This is a genomic window from Paenibacillus sp. FSL R10-2771, from assembly GCF_038000205.1.
In the GTDB taxonomy this organism is placed as follows: Bacteria; Bacillota; Bacilli; order Paenibacillales; family Paenibacillaceae; genus Paenibacillus_AQ; species Paenibacillus_AQ phytohabitans.
In genome coordinates this window covers 6,064,892-6,080,297 of sequence record NZ_JBBOBM010000001.1, presented here as the reverse complement: position 1 = coordinate 6,080,297, position 15,406 = coordinate 6,064,892, and the positions used below count along the sequence as shown (strand labels likewise).

The window sequence follows — 15,406 nt, the reverse complement described above, 5'->3', positions numbered from 1 at the left end:
AATGAAGCGAATGCTACACAAAACTTTTAGGAGGTTAACAACACAATGGCAAAAGAAATTAAATTCAGTGAAGATGCCCGCCGCGCTATGCTGCGCGGGGTTGATGCTTTGGCAAATGCGGTTAAAGTTACACTCGGACCTAAAGGCCGTAACGTGGTGCTTGAGAAGAAATTCGGCAGCCCGCTGATCACTAATGATGGTGTTACCATCGCCAAAGAAATCGAGCTTGAAGATGCATTCGAGAACATGGGCGCGCAGCTTGTTAAAGAAGTTGCTACCAAAACTAACGATGTAGCCGGTGACGGTACTACAACTGCAACAGTTCTGGCTCAAGCCATGATCCGTGAAGGTCTGAAGAACGTTACTGCAGGCGCTAACCCTATGGTTATGCGTAAAGGGATCGACAAAGCGGTTAAAGCTGCTGTTCTTGAACTGCAGAGAATTTCCAAGCCTATCGAAGATTCCCAGTCCATCGCACAAGTAGCTGCTATCTCTGCTGCTGACGAAGAAGTAGGCCAACTGATTGCTGAAGCTATGGAAAAAGTCGGCAAAGACGGTGTTATCACCGTTGAAGAATCCCGCGGATTCCTGACTGAGCTTGAAGTGGTAGAAGGTATGCAGTTCGACCGCGGTTACATTTCCCCGTACATGATTACTGATACGGACAAAATGGAAGCTGTTCTGGAGAACCCGTACATCCTGATCACTGACAAAAAAATCAGCAGCACTCAGGAAATTCTTCCTTTGCTTGAGAAGATCGTTCAACAGGCGCGTCCGCTGGTTATCATCGCTGAAGATATCGAAGGCGAAGCTCAGGCAATGCTGATCGTGAACAAACTGCGCGGAACGTTCAATGCAGTAGCTGTTAAAGCTCCTGGATTCGGCGACCGCCGCGAAGCTATGCTGCAGGATATCGCTGCTCTGACAGGCGGCCAAGTGATCACTGAGAAGCTTGGACTTGATCTGAAAAGCACTTCCATCGAGCAACTGGGTAACGCACGCCAAGTGCGCGTAACCAAAGAAAACACTACAATCGTAGACGGAAGCGGCGACAAGGCGGATATCAATGCACGTGTAAGCCAAATCCGCTCCCAGCTGGAAGAAACGACTTCCGAGTTCGACAAAGAAAAACTGCAGGAGCGTCTGGCTAAATTGGCTGGCGGCGTAGCCGTTGTCAAAGTCGGTGCTGCTACTGAAACTGAACTTAAAGAGCGCAAGCTCCGCATCGAAGATGCCCTGAACGCAACCCGCGCTGCGGTTGAAGAAGGTATCGTCTCCGGTGGGGGTACTGCTCTTGTGAACGTATATGCTGCTGTTGCTGCTGTAGTAGCTGAAGGCGACGAAAGAACCGGCGTTAACCTCGTGCTGCGCGCACTGGAAGAACCTGTTCGCACCATCGCTGCTAACGCAGGCCAGGAAGGTTCCGTTATCGTGGACCGTCTGAAAAAAGAAGCTGTAGGTATCGGCTATAACGCTGCTACCGATGAGTGGGTAAACATGTTCGAAGCGGGTATCGTTGACCCTGCGAAAGTAACCCGTTATGCTCTGCAGAACGCGGCTTCCGTAGCTGCAATGTTCCTGACTACTGAAGCTGTTATCGCTGACAAGCCAGAACCTGAAAAGGGCGGAATGCCTGATATGGGCGGTATGGGCGGTATGGGCGGCATGATGTAAGACAGCTTTACAACCCTTGCTGAGGCAAGGGGGGAGCTGTTGGGGAGTTCAATTCCCCACATAGGGTAATACAATTAGAGGCTTCTCACGAGTTCAATGAACTTGTGGGAAGCCTTTTTTTAGCTTTGAGAATTCAAAAGTAAGGATAACTAGCGATTAAATGGAAAATAAAACCGATATATAGGTTATTAGTAACTTCTTGTTTTACATAAGCTTTCCAACGATGAAGTAGTGTATAAAGAATTGGAGGGAAGGAATGTCAGCTGGAAAAATGGTGTTTGATGCCGATGAAGCCCGGCGTCTGCAAGCGAAAATAGGACAGGTGAGTGAAGACACGAACCGTTTGTACCTGCAGCTGAAAGGCCAGGCCAGCCAATGGGACGGGCTACCCATAGGGACAGGCCGGTTGCAAGCTCAGGTGCTTATCAACGAGTTGACTGTAGAGGCGGAGAAGCTTGAGGATCTCATTCGGATAGCGGTGAAGGGTGTTCAGGACGTGCAGGACGAAAGCAAGCGTCAGGCGGGCCAGCTCAGCCAGCAGTTCGGCATTTTTGGCGGTATGTTCGGAAGTTTTGGAGCAGGGTTCGGGAGCGTGGGAAGGTTGCCAATTCCGGCCTTTGCCCAGAAGATATCAACCAAACTGATTTCTTCGATAGCGATCCTGAGCGGCAGGGATGAACTGAACAGCGATCCAATGGTGCGGAAGCTTCTGGACATGAACAGTCAGTCCGGCCTGGAGACAGTGGACTCCATTGCCGTGCAAAGCAAGCTCAAGGATATCTACGAAGCACGGGACCAGATCGCAAAGGCGCAGACGGCTTTTGGCGTGTACCAGGCATTTGGAAACCAGGCGCAGATGGATAGGGTGCACCAGTTGGCGGAAGAGGCACGGGCGAAGCTGAAATCGTTTGGAGTGGATGAGGTCCAGTACCAGGCGGGGAAGGATCTGAGTGTCTACTTCAAGCAGCCGGCAGTCAAGGCATGTAAGTATGATCCGTCCATTACGTCTGGTAACGTACCTCTGGTACAGAATGAAGCGTATCTACTGCTGCTGCGGATGGGGATGGAAGATGGAGTTCAGGGCAATTGGGCGAAGGGGCAGCTGGAAGGCATTCATGCTACAATGAAGCAAATGATAGCTACAGGGGTCAATTTAGGCGTACATATGATGACGAACCAAGGTGCAGAAGCTTGGGGAGACGTCGCCCGGTTAACTTCCTCATTTGCGCAATTAGAAAGCTATAACCTGTTTAAAAGCAAAGCGCCGGATGAACAAGCGGAAGCGCCAGAGAAGTCGAAAAATGCTTTCTTAAAATCGCTGGACAGTTTCAAAGAGATTGGGACGGGTTTCATGGATACGTTAAGAATCCGTGCGGATAAAGCCACAGATTCCCCCTATGACTTTGTCAACTGGATAACGTTAGGCATTGCAGGCGATCTTCCCGTAGGGATATACAGGCAAGCCAAAGAGCGGGCGGATCATATGTTGGATTCACCGGAGAAGTTTGCGGATTGGTTGACGCTCGGGACAGTAGAAATGGGGAAGGGGGCATTCCACCCCGAAGAAAGCTGGTCCGCAGAGCATTGGCTGAACAGTTTGGGAGTAGTATCGTTGTTGGTGGGTCCCTTGGAAAAGTCCTTGTTATCTACAGGTGGCGAATTGCCGAAACCGATGATTTCAAAAAATGCAGCTGACAATGGGATGGATATATTCAGTAAAGATAAGGGCGGGCAGGGTATTGAGGGGACGGGGAATTTTGATTACAAAGAATGGGCAGACATGCCTGTTAGCGGTGAAGTCAGAATAACATCCAATGGACAAAGATTAATTAGCATAAGTGAATTGAAGTTGTTTAAAAAAGAAATGAATGGAAAAGGAATTGAACTTATTCCTGATAAAAAAGGAAGTATATTACCGGATGATGTGGCTGCTGCTTTCGATCCAGATACTGGATCGATAATCTTAAGAAAAAACCCAACCTATTTAAGTGCTGTTCATGAATCATACCATGCTGAGCAATGGATGAAGTTGGGAAAAGAAAATTATTTAAAGCAATCAAGACTCGAAAGGGAAGAGTATGTTTTTAACGAAATAATGAAGAACAAAGATAAGTTTTCAGAAGCCGAAATATTATTTTCTATGAAGTATATTTATAAAGTAAGGCATGGAGAATGGCCACCACGAGATTGGACAGGATTCACAGATTGAAAGGAGAACAATTAAGTATGAACTTATCAAGTAAGCAAGCATTGGAGATTGCTTCGGCATATACAGAGAAATACAATTTATCAGGAAAAATTGTAATTAATAATGAAAGAACTGTAAAATCATATGATGGATTTGATGGAGTAGAAGGGATTACATGGATTGTCTTAGTTACAATAGAACCTACAATTTATCATGCGGATAGTGAATTTTCTATTATTATTTCTGATGAAAAGTCACAGGTTGAATACATTATTGATGCAAATGGGCATTATTACGCTCCTCATATAAAAGGAAGTGGCGGTATGACGGATGAAGAATTTGATTCACTATGGGATGATGACAGTGATAGCTAGAATTATTTAAATAGGTAACAGACTCATCATATTGCATCAACTATGGCAGGTTTAGAAAGCTATAATCTGTTTAAAAGCAAAGCGCCGGATGAACAAGCGGAAGCACCAGAGAAGCCGAAAAATGCATTGTTAAAATCGCTGGACAGTTTTAAAGAGATTGGGACGGGTTTCATGGATACGTTAAGAATCCGTGCGGATAAAGCCACAGATTCCCCTTATGACTTTGTCAACTGGATAACGTTAGGCATAGCAGGCGATCTTCCGCAGGGATATACAGGTAAGCGAAAGAGCGGGCGGATCATATGTTGGATTCACCGGAGAAGTTTGCGGATTGGTTGACGCTCGGGACAGTAGAAATGGGGAAGGGGGCATTCCACCCCGAAGAAAGCTGGTCCGCAGAGCATTGGCTGAACAGTTTGGGAGTAGTATCGTTGTTGGTGGGTCCCTTGGAAAAGTCCTTGTTATCTACAGGTGGCGAATTGCCGAAACCGTTTTACAGAAACAAGGTAATATGACTACTGCTGACGTGCAAATATCAGGAATAAAGAAAGAGTTCAATGCACATAGCAGAATGCCGCTAAATCATGAGTAGAATATATCTTAGATTTGAAAATTGATTAATCTTACGTTAGGCAAGCTCCTTACTTTTCAATGCTGAAGTTATAAATTGGGTGAAAGTGAACTTCATCCAGAATTACAAACGAATAAGTGTTGTATTTATGTTAATTATTCGCTTTTTCAAAACCTTTCCAGGTCTGGCAAGGTTTTTTTGTTGTGGATACTCACTGAAGAGACAATTTCATTTGTCGGACATCTATCCGCACACCCACCCGCCCCCGCTCTAACAATATACTGCTGCACCCAATCAGAAATGCTTTTGAAAGAGTAGATTACTATGAGGGTGTTGTGATTGGAGCGGTAGTAATGGCTGGCGGCGAAAAAGTGGACAGGGGGTAAGGGCGCATTCATTTCTGATGACAGAATCTAGATTACATTATAGGAACGGGGGGACTACCCATGGATTTCAGTGCATTGACTGGCCTTTTTGTGAATAACAATGGTTCGGTCGTGCTAAATGTCCTGTTATCTACTGCATTAATCTGGAGTATTAAGCAAATTGCGAACAAAGAGAAAGTGATTCAGAATTACCAGAAACGTGATGAAGAGAACGAAAAGCAGCTGAATGAATATAACCGTACGCTCGTCAAGCTGCTAATCGAGAGAGGCACTGCGGAGAAGAAACCTAAAGATGAGGAGGTCGTCAACAAGTGAAGCTCCTCGATATATTCAGAAAACACGAGATGAAGCCCAGCCGGGTCAAGCATGAAATAGATACCTTGGGCGAAATTCAGGAAGCGTATGAATCCAATGATCTGGAGAGACTCATTGATCTGCACCGTACCGGCTTAGGTAGAAGGGGAGATGATCTGCATGGAAATTGTTGACTTGACACTGATCACACTGGAAACGATAGCCTTTATTGCTTTTACTGCTTATGTTATCCGTTACCGCAGGTATTTTATGGGACGAGGCCCCTTGCGGACGTATAATTTGTATCTCCGGAGTGTATGGGTTACCTACGGGGCTGTAGCACTGCTATGCCTCAATCTGTTGTGGGGGCGGCTGAACATCATTCTCGGATATAATACGGACGGCAGCCTATCGGGCATCATGAGGGAGTATGTCCTGATTCTGACCCTCGTAATGCTCGTATTCGCAGGCTGGATGCATAAGGAGCTATGGGATTCCAACCGGCGTGAAGAAAAGAACCGGGCCCGTTCAAACCAATCAAACAGACTCAAATAGGCCTAAATAAGCCCAGAGAGACGCAGATTCACATCATAGCTATTCTTGTGCTGGACGAGCTGGCCAACGGAAGGGATCTCCCGGGGAAGTATGGAGCATTCACAAGCGTATTCCGCTCTCGTGAAAAAGGATATTCATATATAATAGGGGAAAAGAGTACAAGGAGGCGGTCTTGTTGACTACTAACAATACACTCCAGGTGGCCACCTTCGCCGGCGGCTGCTTTTGGTGTATGGTCAAGCCGTTCGACGAGCTGCCGGGTATAGTCTCGGTGGTATCCGGTTACACGGGAGGACATACGGAGAATCCTACCTACGAGTCATTAGGAAGAGAAGCTACAGGGCATAGGGAGGTGGTGCAGATCACCTTTGACCCGGAACGTTTCTCTTATGAACGTCTGCTGGACATTTATTGGCAGCTGATTGATCCGACAGACGGCGGCGGGCAATTTATGGACCGGGGGCGTGCTTACGAGGCGGCGATTTTTGTACACAGTGAAGAGCAGCGGCAGAAGGCGGAGCTGTCGAAGGCGGCGCTTCAGGCCAGCAAGCGGTTCAAAGCACCGATTGTGACGGAAATTCTGCCGGCAGCAGCCTTCTATCCGGCGGAAGCGGAGCATCAGCATTATTATAGAACCCATCCGCTGGACTACAAGCTGTACCAGAAGGGTTCAGGCCGTGATGATTTCACGGAGCTGCACTGGAACAGCCGCGAAGACAAGAAGCAGCTGCTGAAGCAGCTGACAGAGCTGCAATATGAGGTCACCCAGAAGAAGGCTATGGAGCCGCCGTATCAGAACGAGTATTGGAACCACTTCGGGGAAGGGATCTACGCCGATATGATCAGCGGTGATCCGCTATTCAGCTCCACGGACAAATTCGATGCCGGCACCGGCTGGCCCGGATTCACCAAGCCGGTGGAAGAGGGGCTGATCCGCCGAGAAGCGGACTACGGCAGCGGTGAAGTGCGGACGGTGCTGCGCAGCAGGCTGAGCGGGGCTTATCTGGGGGATTTATCCTACGATGGCCCGGAGCCGGCGAAGCTGCATTACCGGGTGAATTCCGCCGCACTGCGTTTTATTCCGAAGAATGAGCTTGCGGAGAAAGGGCTTGGGCGGTATTTAGAGCAGTTTGTGCGGGAGAGCCGAGGTTAACTCCGGATGAAGGCTGACTTCAGGACGGAATATCATATGTATTAGGGCAGGCTTCCGGATCTGGGGGACTGCCCTAACTTGTTTTTAATGGGGATTATTCATGATTAGCGAGTGTAAGGCATATTATATAACGTCAAGAAAAGATGAGATCTCCGGCATGGGAGAAGCATCGGCTTCAGTATGGGGGAAGATGTCCGGCAGCGTGGAGCATGAAGCGGTAGGATTTGGATTCAATCATATCTAGGGATTATTAGCCGTAATATAGCGATTAGTGATATAGAAGCCGGTACCTCTATTAGGGTATGGGCTTTTTCTATTACCCGGGAAGCAGGTGAGGCATATGCCCAACATTGACAATCAAACCGTCATGATCCACGGCAATACATTAACCATTGAGGAAGTTGTTAAGGTGGCCCGGTATTATCGGATGGTGGACCTGAGTGAGGAGAGCTGCCGCAAGGTGGACCGTACCCGCCAATATGTAGAGAAGCTCCTGCTGGAGAAAAAAGTGGTGTACGGCCTCACGACCGGCTTCGGCAAATTCAGTGATACGTACATCTCGCCGGAGGATACGAAGCAGCTGCAGCTTAATCTGATCCGCAGCCACTGCTGCGGAATTGGCGAGCCGTTCCCGGAGGAGGTTGTGCGCGCAATATTGCTGCTGCGGATAAACGCCTTATCCCTTGGTTATTCCGGCATCCGTCTGGAGGTGATCCGGCTGATGGTGGAGATGCTTAACCGGGGCGTAGTTCCGGTGATTCCGGAGAAAGGCTCCCTGGGCGCAAGCGGTGACCTTGCTCCCTTGTCGCATATGGTACTGGTTCTGATCGGCGAAGGCGAAGCCTATTATCAGAGTATACGGATGCCTGGTGCTCAGGCGCTGGCCAAGGCGGGGCTAGCGCCAATTGTCCTTGCGGCCAAGGAGGGGCTGGCCCTGATCAACGGAACACAGGTGATGACCGCTGTCGGCACGCTGGCCTGCCGGGATGCGCTGAATCTGGCCAATTGGGCCGACTGCACGGCCGCATTGACCTGCGAGGCGCTGCGGGCAGTCCGGGATGCGTTCGACCCGTTAACGCATGCGGTTCGTCCGCATCAAGGCCAGCGCCAGGCGGCCGATAATATCCGCAATCTGACAGCCGGCAGTAAGCTGATGACTAATCAGGGGGAAGTGCGGGTGCAGGATGCCTATTCGCTGCGCTGCGCGCCGCAGGTTCACGGTGCAAGCCGTGATGCGCTGGCTTACATCGCAGAGAAGCTGGAGATTGAGATCAACTCGGCCACAGACAATCCGCTGATCTTCGCGGATGAAGACAAGGTAATCTCGGGCGGGAACTTCCACGGGCAGCCGGTTGCGCTGCCGATGGATCATCTGTCCATCAGCGCGGCGGAGCTGGCGGATATTGCCGAGCGGCGGATCGAGCGGATGGTTAATCCGCAGCTGAACGAGGGGCTGCCCCCGTTCCTGACGAAGAACGGGGGGCTGCAGTCCGGGTTCATGATCGCCCAGTATGCGGCGGCGTCTGTGGTGTCCGAGAATAAATCACTGGCTCATCCGGCCAGTGTGGATTCGATCCCCTCCTCCGGCAATCAGGAGGATCATGTAAGCATGGGCACGATCGCCGCCCGGAAGGCGAAGCAGATCGTCGACAATGCCTATGCGGTGCTGGCGATCGAGCTGCTCTGCGGGGCGCAGGCTGCCGATTTTCGGGGGCCTCAGCTGCTCGGGGCGGGCACGAAATGGCTGTATGACCGCTGCCGGGAGCTGGTCCCGTTCGTGGACGGGGACCGGGTCCTGTCCGGTGATTTCGCCACCATCGCCGAGTGGATGAAGGAAGCGGATGTGCTGGAGGAGCTGTTCGCACTGGTTCCGTTTCATTCCTGATCAAGGGCAAGCAGAAACATTCGATTCCGCTAACCGGTTAGTTACTGGAGGACGGGGTTCGGCCGATCAAGCCTTTTGGCGAGTTTTAAACGAAGCAATGGGGCGGTAATGTAACAGTTTGCTCGGAGTTCATGTCTGGAAGCCGGCTGAGAACTTTAGTTCAGCCGCAATAGGCATAATTGTTGTAAATTTTGCAATTTTGATACCTGGATACCCGGGTGTTCAGGGGGATTGTTGTATGGAATACAACAATTCTCCCGCTAAGCCGGTTGGAAGAGGCGGAATGCTGTATTTTCTACAACAATTTCCGGTTACGGCCGATTTGATGAAGGGAATGTTGTATTTTGTGCAGGAATTTTAATCGAAAATGTAATTCGCTACCTTGCGGGATAACGCTGCATTCAACCACGTATGAAAGTTTGCCGCTGGAAGGGGAGTTATCTGCAGCTTAAGCAGTCACAGGATTCCCGGCATGATCAGCATGTTCAATGGAGGAAGGGGAGTTAAGAATATGAATATGGATGAACCAAGAGTCTGCCGCGCGCCAAGAGGCAGCGTGCTGAACACCAAGGGCTGGGTGCAGGAAGCGGCGCTGCGCATGCTGATGAATAATCTCGATCCCGAGGTGGCGGAGCACCCGGAGCAATTGGTTGTCTATGGCGGGATCGGCAAGGCCGCGCGCAACTGGGAGAGCTATGATGCTATTGTGCGCTCCCTTAAGATGCTCGAGGACAACGAAACTCTGCTGATACAGTCCGGCAAGCCGGTTGCCGTCTTCCGCACCCATCGTGATGCCCCGCGCGTGCTGCTGGCCAATTCCAATCTGGTGCCGGCCTGGGCCAACTGGAGTACCTTCCATGAGCTGGACAAGAAAGGGCTGATGATGTACGGGCAGATGACGGCGGGCAGCTGGATTTATATCGGCACACAGGGAATTGTGCAGGGGACATATGAGACGTTCGCGGAGTGTGCGAGGCAGCATTTCGGCGGTTCACTTCGGGGGACGATCACGCTTAGCGCGGGACTCGGCGGCATGGGAGGCGCGCAGCCGCTGGCCGTCACCATGAACGGCGGGGTATTCATCGGCATCGATGTAGACCGGACGCGGATTGAGAAAAGAATCCAGTCCCGCTACTGCGATGTGCTGGCCGAAACGCTGGATGAGGCGCTGTCGCTGGCTGAAGCAGCCCGGGACACCGGGCGGGCGCTTTCGGTGGGCCTGCTCGGCAATGCGGCAGAGGTACTGCCGGTGATGATATCCCGGGGCTATGTCCCGGATATTCTGACCGACCAGACCTCGGCCCATGATCCGCTGAACGGCTATGTGCCGGAAGGCTTCACGGTGGATACGGCTAAGCAGCTAAGAATTGAGGACCCGCAGGGATATATACAATTGGCGCGAAAGAGTATCGCCCTCCACGTCGAAGCGATGCTGGAGCTTAAGCGGAGGGGGGCGGTTACCTTCGACTACGGCAATAATATCCGCCAGGTCGCTTATGATGAAGGAGTGAAGCAGGCTTTTGACTTCCCGGGCTTCGTCCCGGCCTATATCCGCCCGCAATTCTGCGAAGGCAAAGGACCGTTCCGCTGGGTCGCCCTGTCGGGCGATCCTGAAGATATCTATAAGACGGATGCGGCTATTCTGAAGGCATTCCCGGATAACGAAGGGCTGCAGCGCTGGATTACTCTGGCGCAGGAGAAGATCTCCTTCCAGGGGCTGCCTGCACGGATTTGCTGGCTCGGCTACGGTGAACGGGCGAAGTTCGGGCGGATTATCAATGATATGGTGGCAGCCGGAGAGCTGTCTGCGCCGATTGTTATCGGCAGGGATCATCTCGACGCAGGCTCTGTCGCTTCCCCCAACCGGGAGACGGAAGCGATGCGTGACGGCAGTGATGCGGTATCGGATTGGCCGCTGTTGAATGCGCTGGTCAATACCGCTGCCGGTGCCAGCTGGGTATCGCTGCACCACGGCGGAGGCGTCGGCATGGGCTATTCGCAGCATGCCGGAATGGTCGTGGTGGCGGATGGAACGAAGGAAGCGGAAGCACGGCTTGAACGGGTGCTGACCTCAGATCCGGGGATGGGCGTAGTCCGCCATGCGGATGCGGGTTATCCCCTGGCTGTGGAGACAGCCAAGGCGCAAGGCATTGTGATGCCCATGCTGATTGACCCGAAAGGAGTCAAGTGATGATCTATATTCAGAACGCTGCGCAAATCGCGACGCTTGGCGGTGCCAGTAATAAGCCGAAGACGGGCAAGGAGATGGAGGAGCTCGGGCTAATCGGGCATGGGGGAATCGTGATTGAAGACGGTATCTTCACCTTCGTCGGCAGTGATGAGGATGCGCGCAGCTATGTGGAGCAGCATGCCGGAGATAAGCAGGTGACGGTGTTCTCAGCGGAAGGAAAGACTGTTGCGCCGGGGCTGGTCGATCCCCATACCCATGCCGTTTTTGCCGGCTCCCGGGAGTTTGAGCTGAATCTGCGGCTGCAGGGCGCTAAATATATGGACATTCTAAATGCCGGAGGTGGAATTCTGTATTCCACCGAACGGACCCGGGAAGCTACGGAGGAACAGCTGATCGCCGAAACCTTGAAGCGGCTGGACCGTTTCCTGGCGCATGGGGTAACCACCATCGAAGCCAAGAGCGGATACGGATTGCGGCTGGAGGATGAGCTGAAGCAGCTGCGGGCGGCCCGGAGGCTGGATGCTTCCCATCCGGTGGATGTGGTGTCCACATTCATGGGCGCCCATGCCGTGCCGGTGGAATATCGCGGCGATGCGGATGGATATGTCCGCTGCGTGATTGAAGAGATGATTCCGGCGGTGGCCCGGGAGGGGCTGGCGGAGTTCTGTGATGTGTTCTGCGAAGAGGGAGTATTCACGGTAGAGCAGTCCAGGGATATTCTGGAGACAGGCCGGAGCTGGGGGCTGAAGCCCAAGCTCCATGCCGATGAGATTGTCTCCTGCGGAGGAGCGGAGCTGGCCGCCGAGCTGGGGGCAGTGACAGCGGATCATCTGCTGCATGCTTCCGAAGCTGGCATACAGGCGATGGCGGAGAGCGGAGTAATCGCCGTATTGCTTCCGGGCACAGCCTTCTTCCTGATGGCGAAGCCTGCGGATGCGCGGGCGATGATTAATGCCGGTGTGCCTGTTGCGCTGTCGACCGACCGCAATCCCGGCTCCTCCCCGACGGAATCGCTGCCGTTTATTATGAATCTGGCCTGCCTGACGATGGGCATGACTCCGGCGGAGGTGCTGACGGCCTGTACAATCAACGCGGCACATGCGATCTGCCGTGCGGATGTGATCGGCAGCATTGAGGTTGGCAAACAGGCAGATCTGGTAATGTTCGATGCGCCGAATGTTCTCTACCTCCAATACCATTATGCGGTGAATCTGGTGGATACCGTGTTCAAGAAGGGTGAGGCAGTCATTCAGAACGGACGGAGGGTATGGTGATGAGAGCCTTGCGGATTAATGCGGAACGTCTGCAGAATAACATCCGGGAGCTGGCCAAGTTCGGCCTGAATGAGCAGACCGGAGGGCTGGACCGGACGACTTTCACTGAGACCGAGCTGGCCGCCCGGCAGTGGCTCAAGAGTATGCTGTTGGATCTGCAGCTTAGGGTCAGGGTAGATGAAGCGGCGAATATCTGGGCCACCCGGAGGGGAACGGGACAGGGGACTATATCCGGAGATTCGGATGTTATGGAGTGTCCAGAGGCTCCGGAAGACTTAGAGGTTTCAGGAGTTCCGGATGGGCAGAGGATTTCCGATCCGTCAGGAAATTCCGTAGCTGCCGGCGGTTCCTGTGCTTCCGGCAGAGCACGGGAGAGCCTTCCGGTGATCGCATTTGGCTCCCACATCGATACGGTTCCAAACGGCGGGAAATATGACGGTGCGCTTGGCGTTCTGCTGGCTCTGGAGGTTATGACAGTACTGGAAGAGAACAAGATCAACACCCGTCATCCGCTGGAGCTGGTTTCCTTCAGCGCGGAGGAGCCGAACCCGTTCGGACTGTCTACGTTTGGCAGCCGGGCAGTCTCGGGCAAGCTCAGACAGGATGATCTTGCCGGAGTGCGCAATGATCAGGGGCAGCTGCTGACGGAGGCGCTGCGGCGGGCAGGCGGCGATCCTGAGCATTTCGAACAATGCCGGAGGGACCCCGAGGCGCTTGCGGCTTTTCTTGAAGTCCATATTGAGCAAGGTAAGCGGCTGCTGGACCGGGGCATTCCAGTGGGAATCGTCACCGCCATCACGGGAATTTACCGCGAGGAGATTACCGTCACAGGAGAAGCGAATCATGCCGGTACCACCTTGATGCAGGACCGGAAGGATGCGCTGATGGGCGCTTCCGAGATGATGCTGGCGTTCGAAGCGGTCTGCCGGAAGCAGCCGGCGGATGAAGCCGTGGGCACGATCGGGCGGATCAGCAATGAACCGAATGCCGCCAATATTATTCCGGAGAAGGTACTCTTCCACCTGGAGGCCAGGGGAGCGGACCGCCAGCAGATTCAGGAGATGATAGGGGACTGGAGCCAGCAGGCTGAGGGGATTGCCCGAAGCAGAGCCCTCCGGCTGGAGCGGCGGCTGATTCTGGATCAGGCGCCGCAGCCAATGGATGCACGGGTCATTGATGTGAGTGCTGCGCAGGCAGAAGCGCTGGGGATTCCGGTTCTGCAGCTGGGCAGCATGGCTGGTCATGATGCTACGCATATGGCTTCGCTGACCTGCGCGGGAATGCTCTTCGTACCGAGTCTGGGCGGCAAAAGCCATTGCCCGGAGGAAGAGAGCCGGATAGCGGATATTGAGAAGGCGGGCAATGTCCTGCTGCAGTCTATTCTGGCACTCGATGAGCAACTAAGCCGTTAGGAGGACCAAACCATGCGCGAAATATATTCTGCAGATGTTCTGTACACGCAGGACGAATTCAAGAAGAATGGCGCTCTGCTGGTGGAGAACGGGATAATTACGGATGTGGGAGAACGTGAAGAGCTGCTGGGCCGCTATCCCGATGCCAGGCACATCCACTGGGAGAACAGAGCTATCGTTCCCGGTACCGTCAATTCACATAATCACTCCTTCCAGAGTCTGCTGCGCGGGATCGCGATTGATAAGCCGTTTCTGGATTGGCGGGATCAGGCCCTGTACAAGTACACACCGCTTCTCGATGAAGAGGCCATCTATACCGGCGCGCTGCTTGCCTTCGGAGAGATGCTGCGCTACGGAATCACGACCGTCTGTGATTTCTTCTATGTGCATAACGGCGGAACTGTCTACGATGAAGCTGTGATCCGGGCCGCGGGTGATCTGGGAATCCGGCTTGTATTTGCCCGCACGATGTATGACTGGACCGGGGCACCGCTGGCTTACCGGGAGACGGTTCCGGAGGCTGTAGAGCGGACGAGGTCATTAGCCAAGAAGTATCAGGGCAATCCCATGGTTACAGTACATCCGGCTCCGCATAGCCCGCATGCGGCTTCACCGGAGATGATTAAGGCCGGGCATAAGCTGGCCATGGAGCTGGATACACCTTTTCACATCCATGTGGCAGAAGAAATGTTCGAGGTAGAAGAGATCCAGCGTGACTATGGCCTGCGGCCTGTGCATTATCTGGATTCCCTGGGCGTTCTCGATGAGCGGATGATTGCGGTTCATCTGGTCTGGGTGGAGGATTCTGAGATTGAACTGATTGGCGCAAGACGCGGGTCGCTGGCATACTGTCCGTCCAGTAATATGTTTCTGGCTGACGGGGTGACCCGCATTCCCGACCTGCTGAAGGCAGGCGTCAGAGTGACACTCGGGACTGACGGAGGCTGCAGCAATAACCGGATCAGCGTGTATGAGGAGATGCGCATGTGTGCGCTTCTGCAGAAGGTCAGCCGGCTGGACGGTACCTGCATCACCGCCGGACAGGTGTACCGGATGGGCACCCGGAGTGCCGGGGAGATTCTGCAGCTGCCGGTGGGTTCGCTCGAAACCGGGCAGCACGCCGACTTCGCGGCGCTCGACCTTCAGGATCTGTCGCTGGCTCCGAAGCGGGAATTGTTCGCGAACATGGTCTATGCCATGCAGCCGGGAGCGATCCGGACAGTAGTCGTTGGCGGGAAGGTGGTTTTTGAACAAGGAAAGATCAAGGCAGTATCCGAGGCAGCCATCGGAGGACGGGTAGACCGGTTGTTTGAGAAGTGGGCGAAGTAGAGGGAGGAATGGATAGATTAATGATAGAACGGTGGAGTCGAGGTAGTCAGATTGATGTCAGGCAATTGGACAAATGAATGCCAAATAGCCAGGCTATAGAAAGCCTGGCTATTTGGTGTG

The 15,406-nt window shown here is 53.0% G+C and carries 15 protein-coding genes; all 15 read left to right on the top strand.

What is annotated here, in order from left to right:
* Positions 1-45: 45 nt before the first annotated feature.
* Positions 46-1,674, top strand: a complete 1,629-nt coding sequence (gene groL / locus NSU14_RS26245) for a chaperonin GroEL (RefSeq protein ID WP_039302101.1) — start codon at positions 46-48, stop codon at positions 1,672-1,674.
* 256 nt (positions 1,675-1,930) lie between these two features.
* Positions 1,931-3,883: a zincin-like metallopeptidase toxin domain-containing protein gene (locus NSU14_RS26240; RefSeq protein WP_340947782.1), complete on the top strand. Its 1,953-nt coding sequence runs from the start codon at positions 1,931-1,933 to the stop codon at positions 3,881-3,883.
* 17 nt (positions 3,884-3,900) lie between these two features.
* Complete coding sequence (locus NSU14_RS26235) at positions 3,901-4,236, top strand: hypothetical protein (RefSeq protein WP_246354306.1); 336 nt, start codon at positions 3,901-3,903, stop codon at positions 4,234-4,236.
* A 42-nt stretch (positions 4,237-4,278) separates the two neighbouring features.
* Positions 4,279-4,575: a hypothetical protein gene (locus tag NSU14_RS26230; RefSeq protein WP_042134067.1), complete on the top strand. Its 297-nt coding sequence runs from the start codon at positions 4,279-4,281 to the stop codon at positions 4,573-4,575.
* A 678-nt stretch (positions 4,576-5,253) separates the two neighbouring features.
* Positions 5,254-5,508, top strand: a complete 255-nt coding sequence (locus NSU14_RS26225; protein ID WP_039302090.1) for a hypothetical protein — start codon at positions 5,254-5,256, stop codon at positions 5,506-5,508.
* A 29-nt stretch (positions 5,509-5,537) separates the two neighbouring features.
* Entirely contained in the window at positions 5,538-5,681 is a 144-nt protein-coding gene (locus NSU14_RS26220) for a hypothetical protein (protein WP_340947779.1), read from the top strand.
* Positions 5,668-6,042 carry a hypothetical protein gene (locus NSU14_RS26215; protein WP_042134071.1) on the top strand — a complete coding sequence of 125 codons (375 nt, stop codon included), beginning with the start codon at positions 5,668-5,670 and terminating at the stop codon, positions 6,040-6,042. Before NSU14_RS26220 ends, NSU14_RS26215 begins: the two co-directional genes overlap by 14 nt.
* Positions 6,043-6,214: 172 nt before the next feature.
* Positions 6,215-7,195 carry a peptide-methionine (S)-S-oxide reductase MsrA gene (gene msrA, locus NSU14_RS26210; RefSeq protein WP_340947778.1) on the top strand — a complete coding sequence of 327 codons (981 nt, stop codon included), beginning with the start codon at positions 6,215-6,217 and terminating at the stop codon, positions 7,193-7,195.
* Positions 7,196-7,295: 100 nt separating this feature from the next.
* Positions 7,296-7,439, top strand: coding sequence for a hypothetical protein (locus NSU14_RS26205; protein ID WP_156118541.1), 144 nt, complete (start codon positions 7,296-7,298; stop codon positions 7,437-7,439).
* A 96-nt stretch (positions 7,440-7,535) separates the two neighbouring features.
* On the top strand, positions 7,536-9,080 hold the full coding sequence (gene hutH / locus NSU14_RS26200; protein ID WP_340947777.1) for a histidine ammonia-lyase: 1,545 nt from the start codon (positions 7,536-7,538) through the stop codon (positions 9,078-9,080).
* 238 nt (positions 9,081-9,318) lie between these two features.
* Positions 9,319-9,441: a hypothetical protein gene (locus NSU14_RS26195; protein WP_336102053.1), complete on the top strand. Its 123-nt coding sequence runs from the start codon at positions 9,319-9,321 to the stop codon at positions 9,439-9,441.
* A 150-nt stretch (positions 9,442-9,591) separates the two neighbouring features.
* Positions 9,592-11,271, top strand: a complete 1,680-nt coding sequence (hutU, locus tag NSU14_RS26190) for a urocanate hydratase (protein ID WP_336102054.1) — start codon at positions 9,592-9,594, stop codon at positions 11,269-11,271.
* Complete coding sequence (gene hutI / locus NSU14_RS26185) at positions 11,271-12,545, top strand: imidazolonepropionase (RefSeq protein ID WP_340947776.1); 1,275 nt, start codon at positions 11,271-11,273, stop codon at positions 12,543-12,545. The genes hutU and hutI overlap by 1 nt, the downstream gene beginning before the upstream one ends.
* Positions 12,545-13,957, top strand: a complete 1,413-nt coding sequence (locus NSU14_RS26180; protein ID WP_340947775.1) for a Zn-dependent hydrolase — start codon at positions 12,545-12,547, stop codon at positions 13,955-13,957. The genes hutI and NSU14_RS26180 overlap by 1 nt, the downstream gene beginning before the upstream one ends.
* 12 nt (positions 13,958-13,969) lie before the next feature.
* A complete protein-coding gene (locus NSU14_RS26175) occupies positions 13,970-15,286 on the top strand; it encodes an amidohydrolase family protein (protein WP_336102057.1) in 1,317 nt (438 codons plus the stop codon).
* The last annotated feature ends 120 nt before the right edge of the window (positions 15,287-15,406 follow it).

Bases quoted from the DNA above. Each gene is read 5' to 3' on its own strand.
- NSU14_RS26215 (WP_042134071.1), top strand. From the start codon at position 5,668: ATGGAAATTGTTGACTTGACACTGATCACACTGGAAACGATAGCCTTT.
- NSU14_RS26195 (WP_336102053.1), top strand. From the start codon at position 9,319: ATGGAATACAACAATTCTCCCGCTAAGCCGGTTGGAAGAGGCGGAATG.
- NSU14_RS26175 (WP_336102057.1), top strand. From the start codon at position 13,970: ATGCGCGAAATATATTCTGCAGATGTTCTGTACACGCAGGACGAATTC.
- NSU14_RS26230 (WP_042134067.1), top strand. From the start codon at position 4,279: ATGGCAGGTTTAGAAAGCTATAATCTGTTTAAAAGCAAAGCGCCGGAT.
- hutI (WP_340947776.1), top strand. From the start codon at position 11,271: ATGATCTATATTCAGAACGCTGCGCAAATCGCGACGCTTGGCGGTGCC.
- NSU14_RS26180 (WP_340947775.1), top strand. From the start codon at position 12,545: ATGAGAGCCTTGCGGATTAATGCGGAACGTCTGCAGAATAACATCCGG.
- hutH (WP_340947777.1), top strand. From the start codon at position 7,536: ATGCCCAACATTGACAATCAAACCGTCATGATCCACGGCAATACATTA.
- NSU14_RS26205 (WP_156118541.1), top strand. From the start codon at position 7,296: ATGATTAGCGAGTGTAAGGCATATTATATAACGTCAAGAAAAGATGAG.
- NSU14_RS26235 (WP_246354306.1), top strand. From the start codon at position 3,901: ATGAACTTATCAAGTAAGCAAGCATTGGAGATTGCTTCGGCATATACA.
- NSU14_RS26220 (WP_340947779.1), top strand. From the start codon at position 5,538: ATGAAGCCCAGCCGGGTCAAGCATGAAATAGATACCTTGGGCGAAATT.
- groL (WP_039302101.1), top strand. From the start codon at position 46: ATGGCAAAAGAAATTAAATTCAGTGAAGATGCCCGCCGCGCTATGCTG.
- NSU14_RS26240 (WP_340947782.1), top strand. From the start codon at position 1,931: ATGTCAGCTGGAAAAATGGTGTTTGATGCCGATGAAGCCCGGCGTCTG.
- NSU14_RS26225 (WP_039302090.1), top strand. From the start codon at position 5,254: ATGGATTTCAGTGCATTGACTGGCCTTTTTGTGAATAACAATGGTTCG.
- hutU (WP_336102054.1), top strand. From the start codon at position 9,592: ATGAATATGGATGAACCAAGAGTCTGCCGCGCGCCAAGAGGCAGCGTG.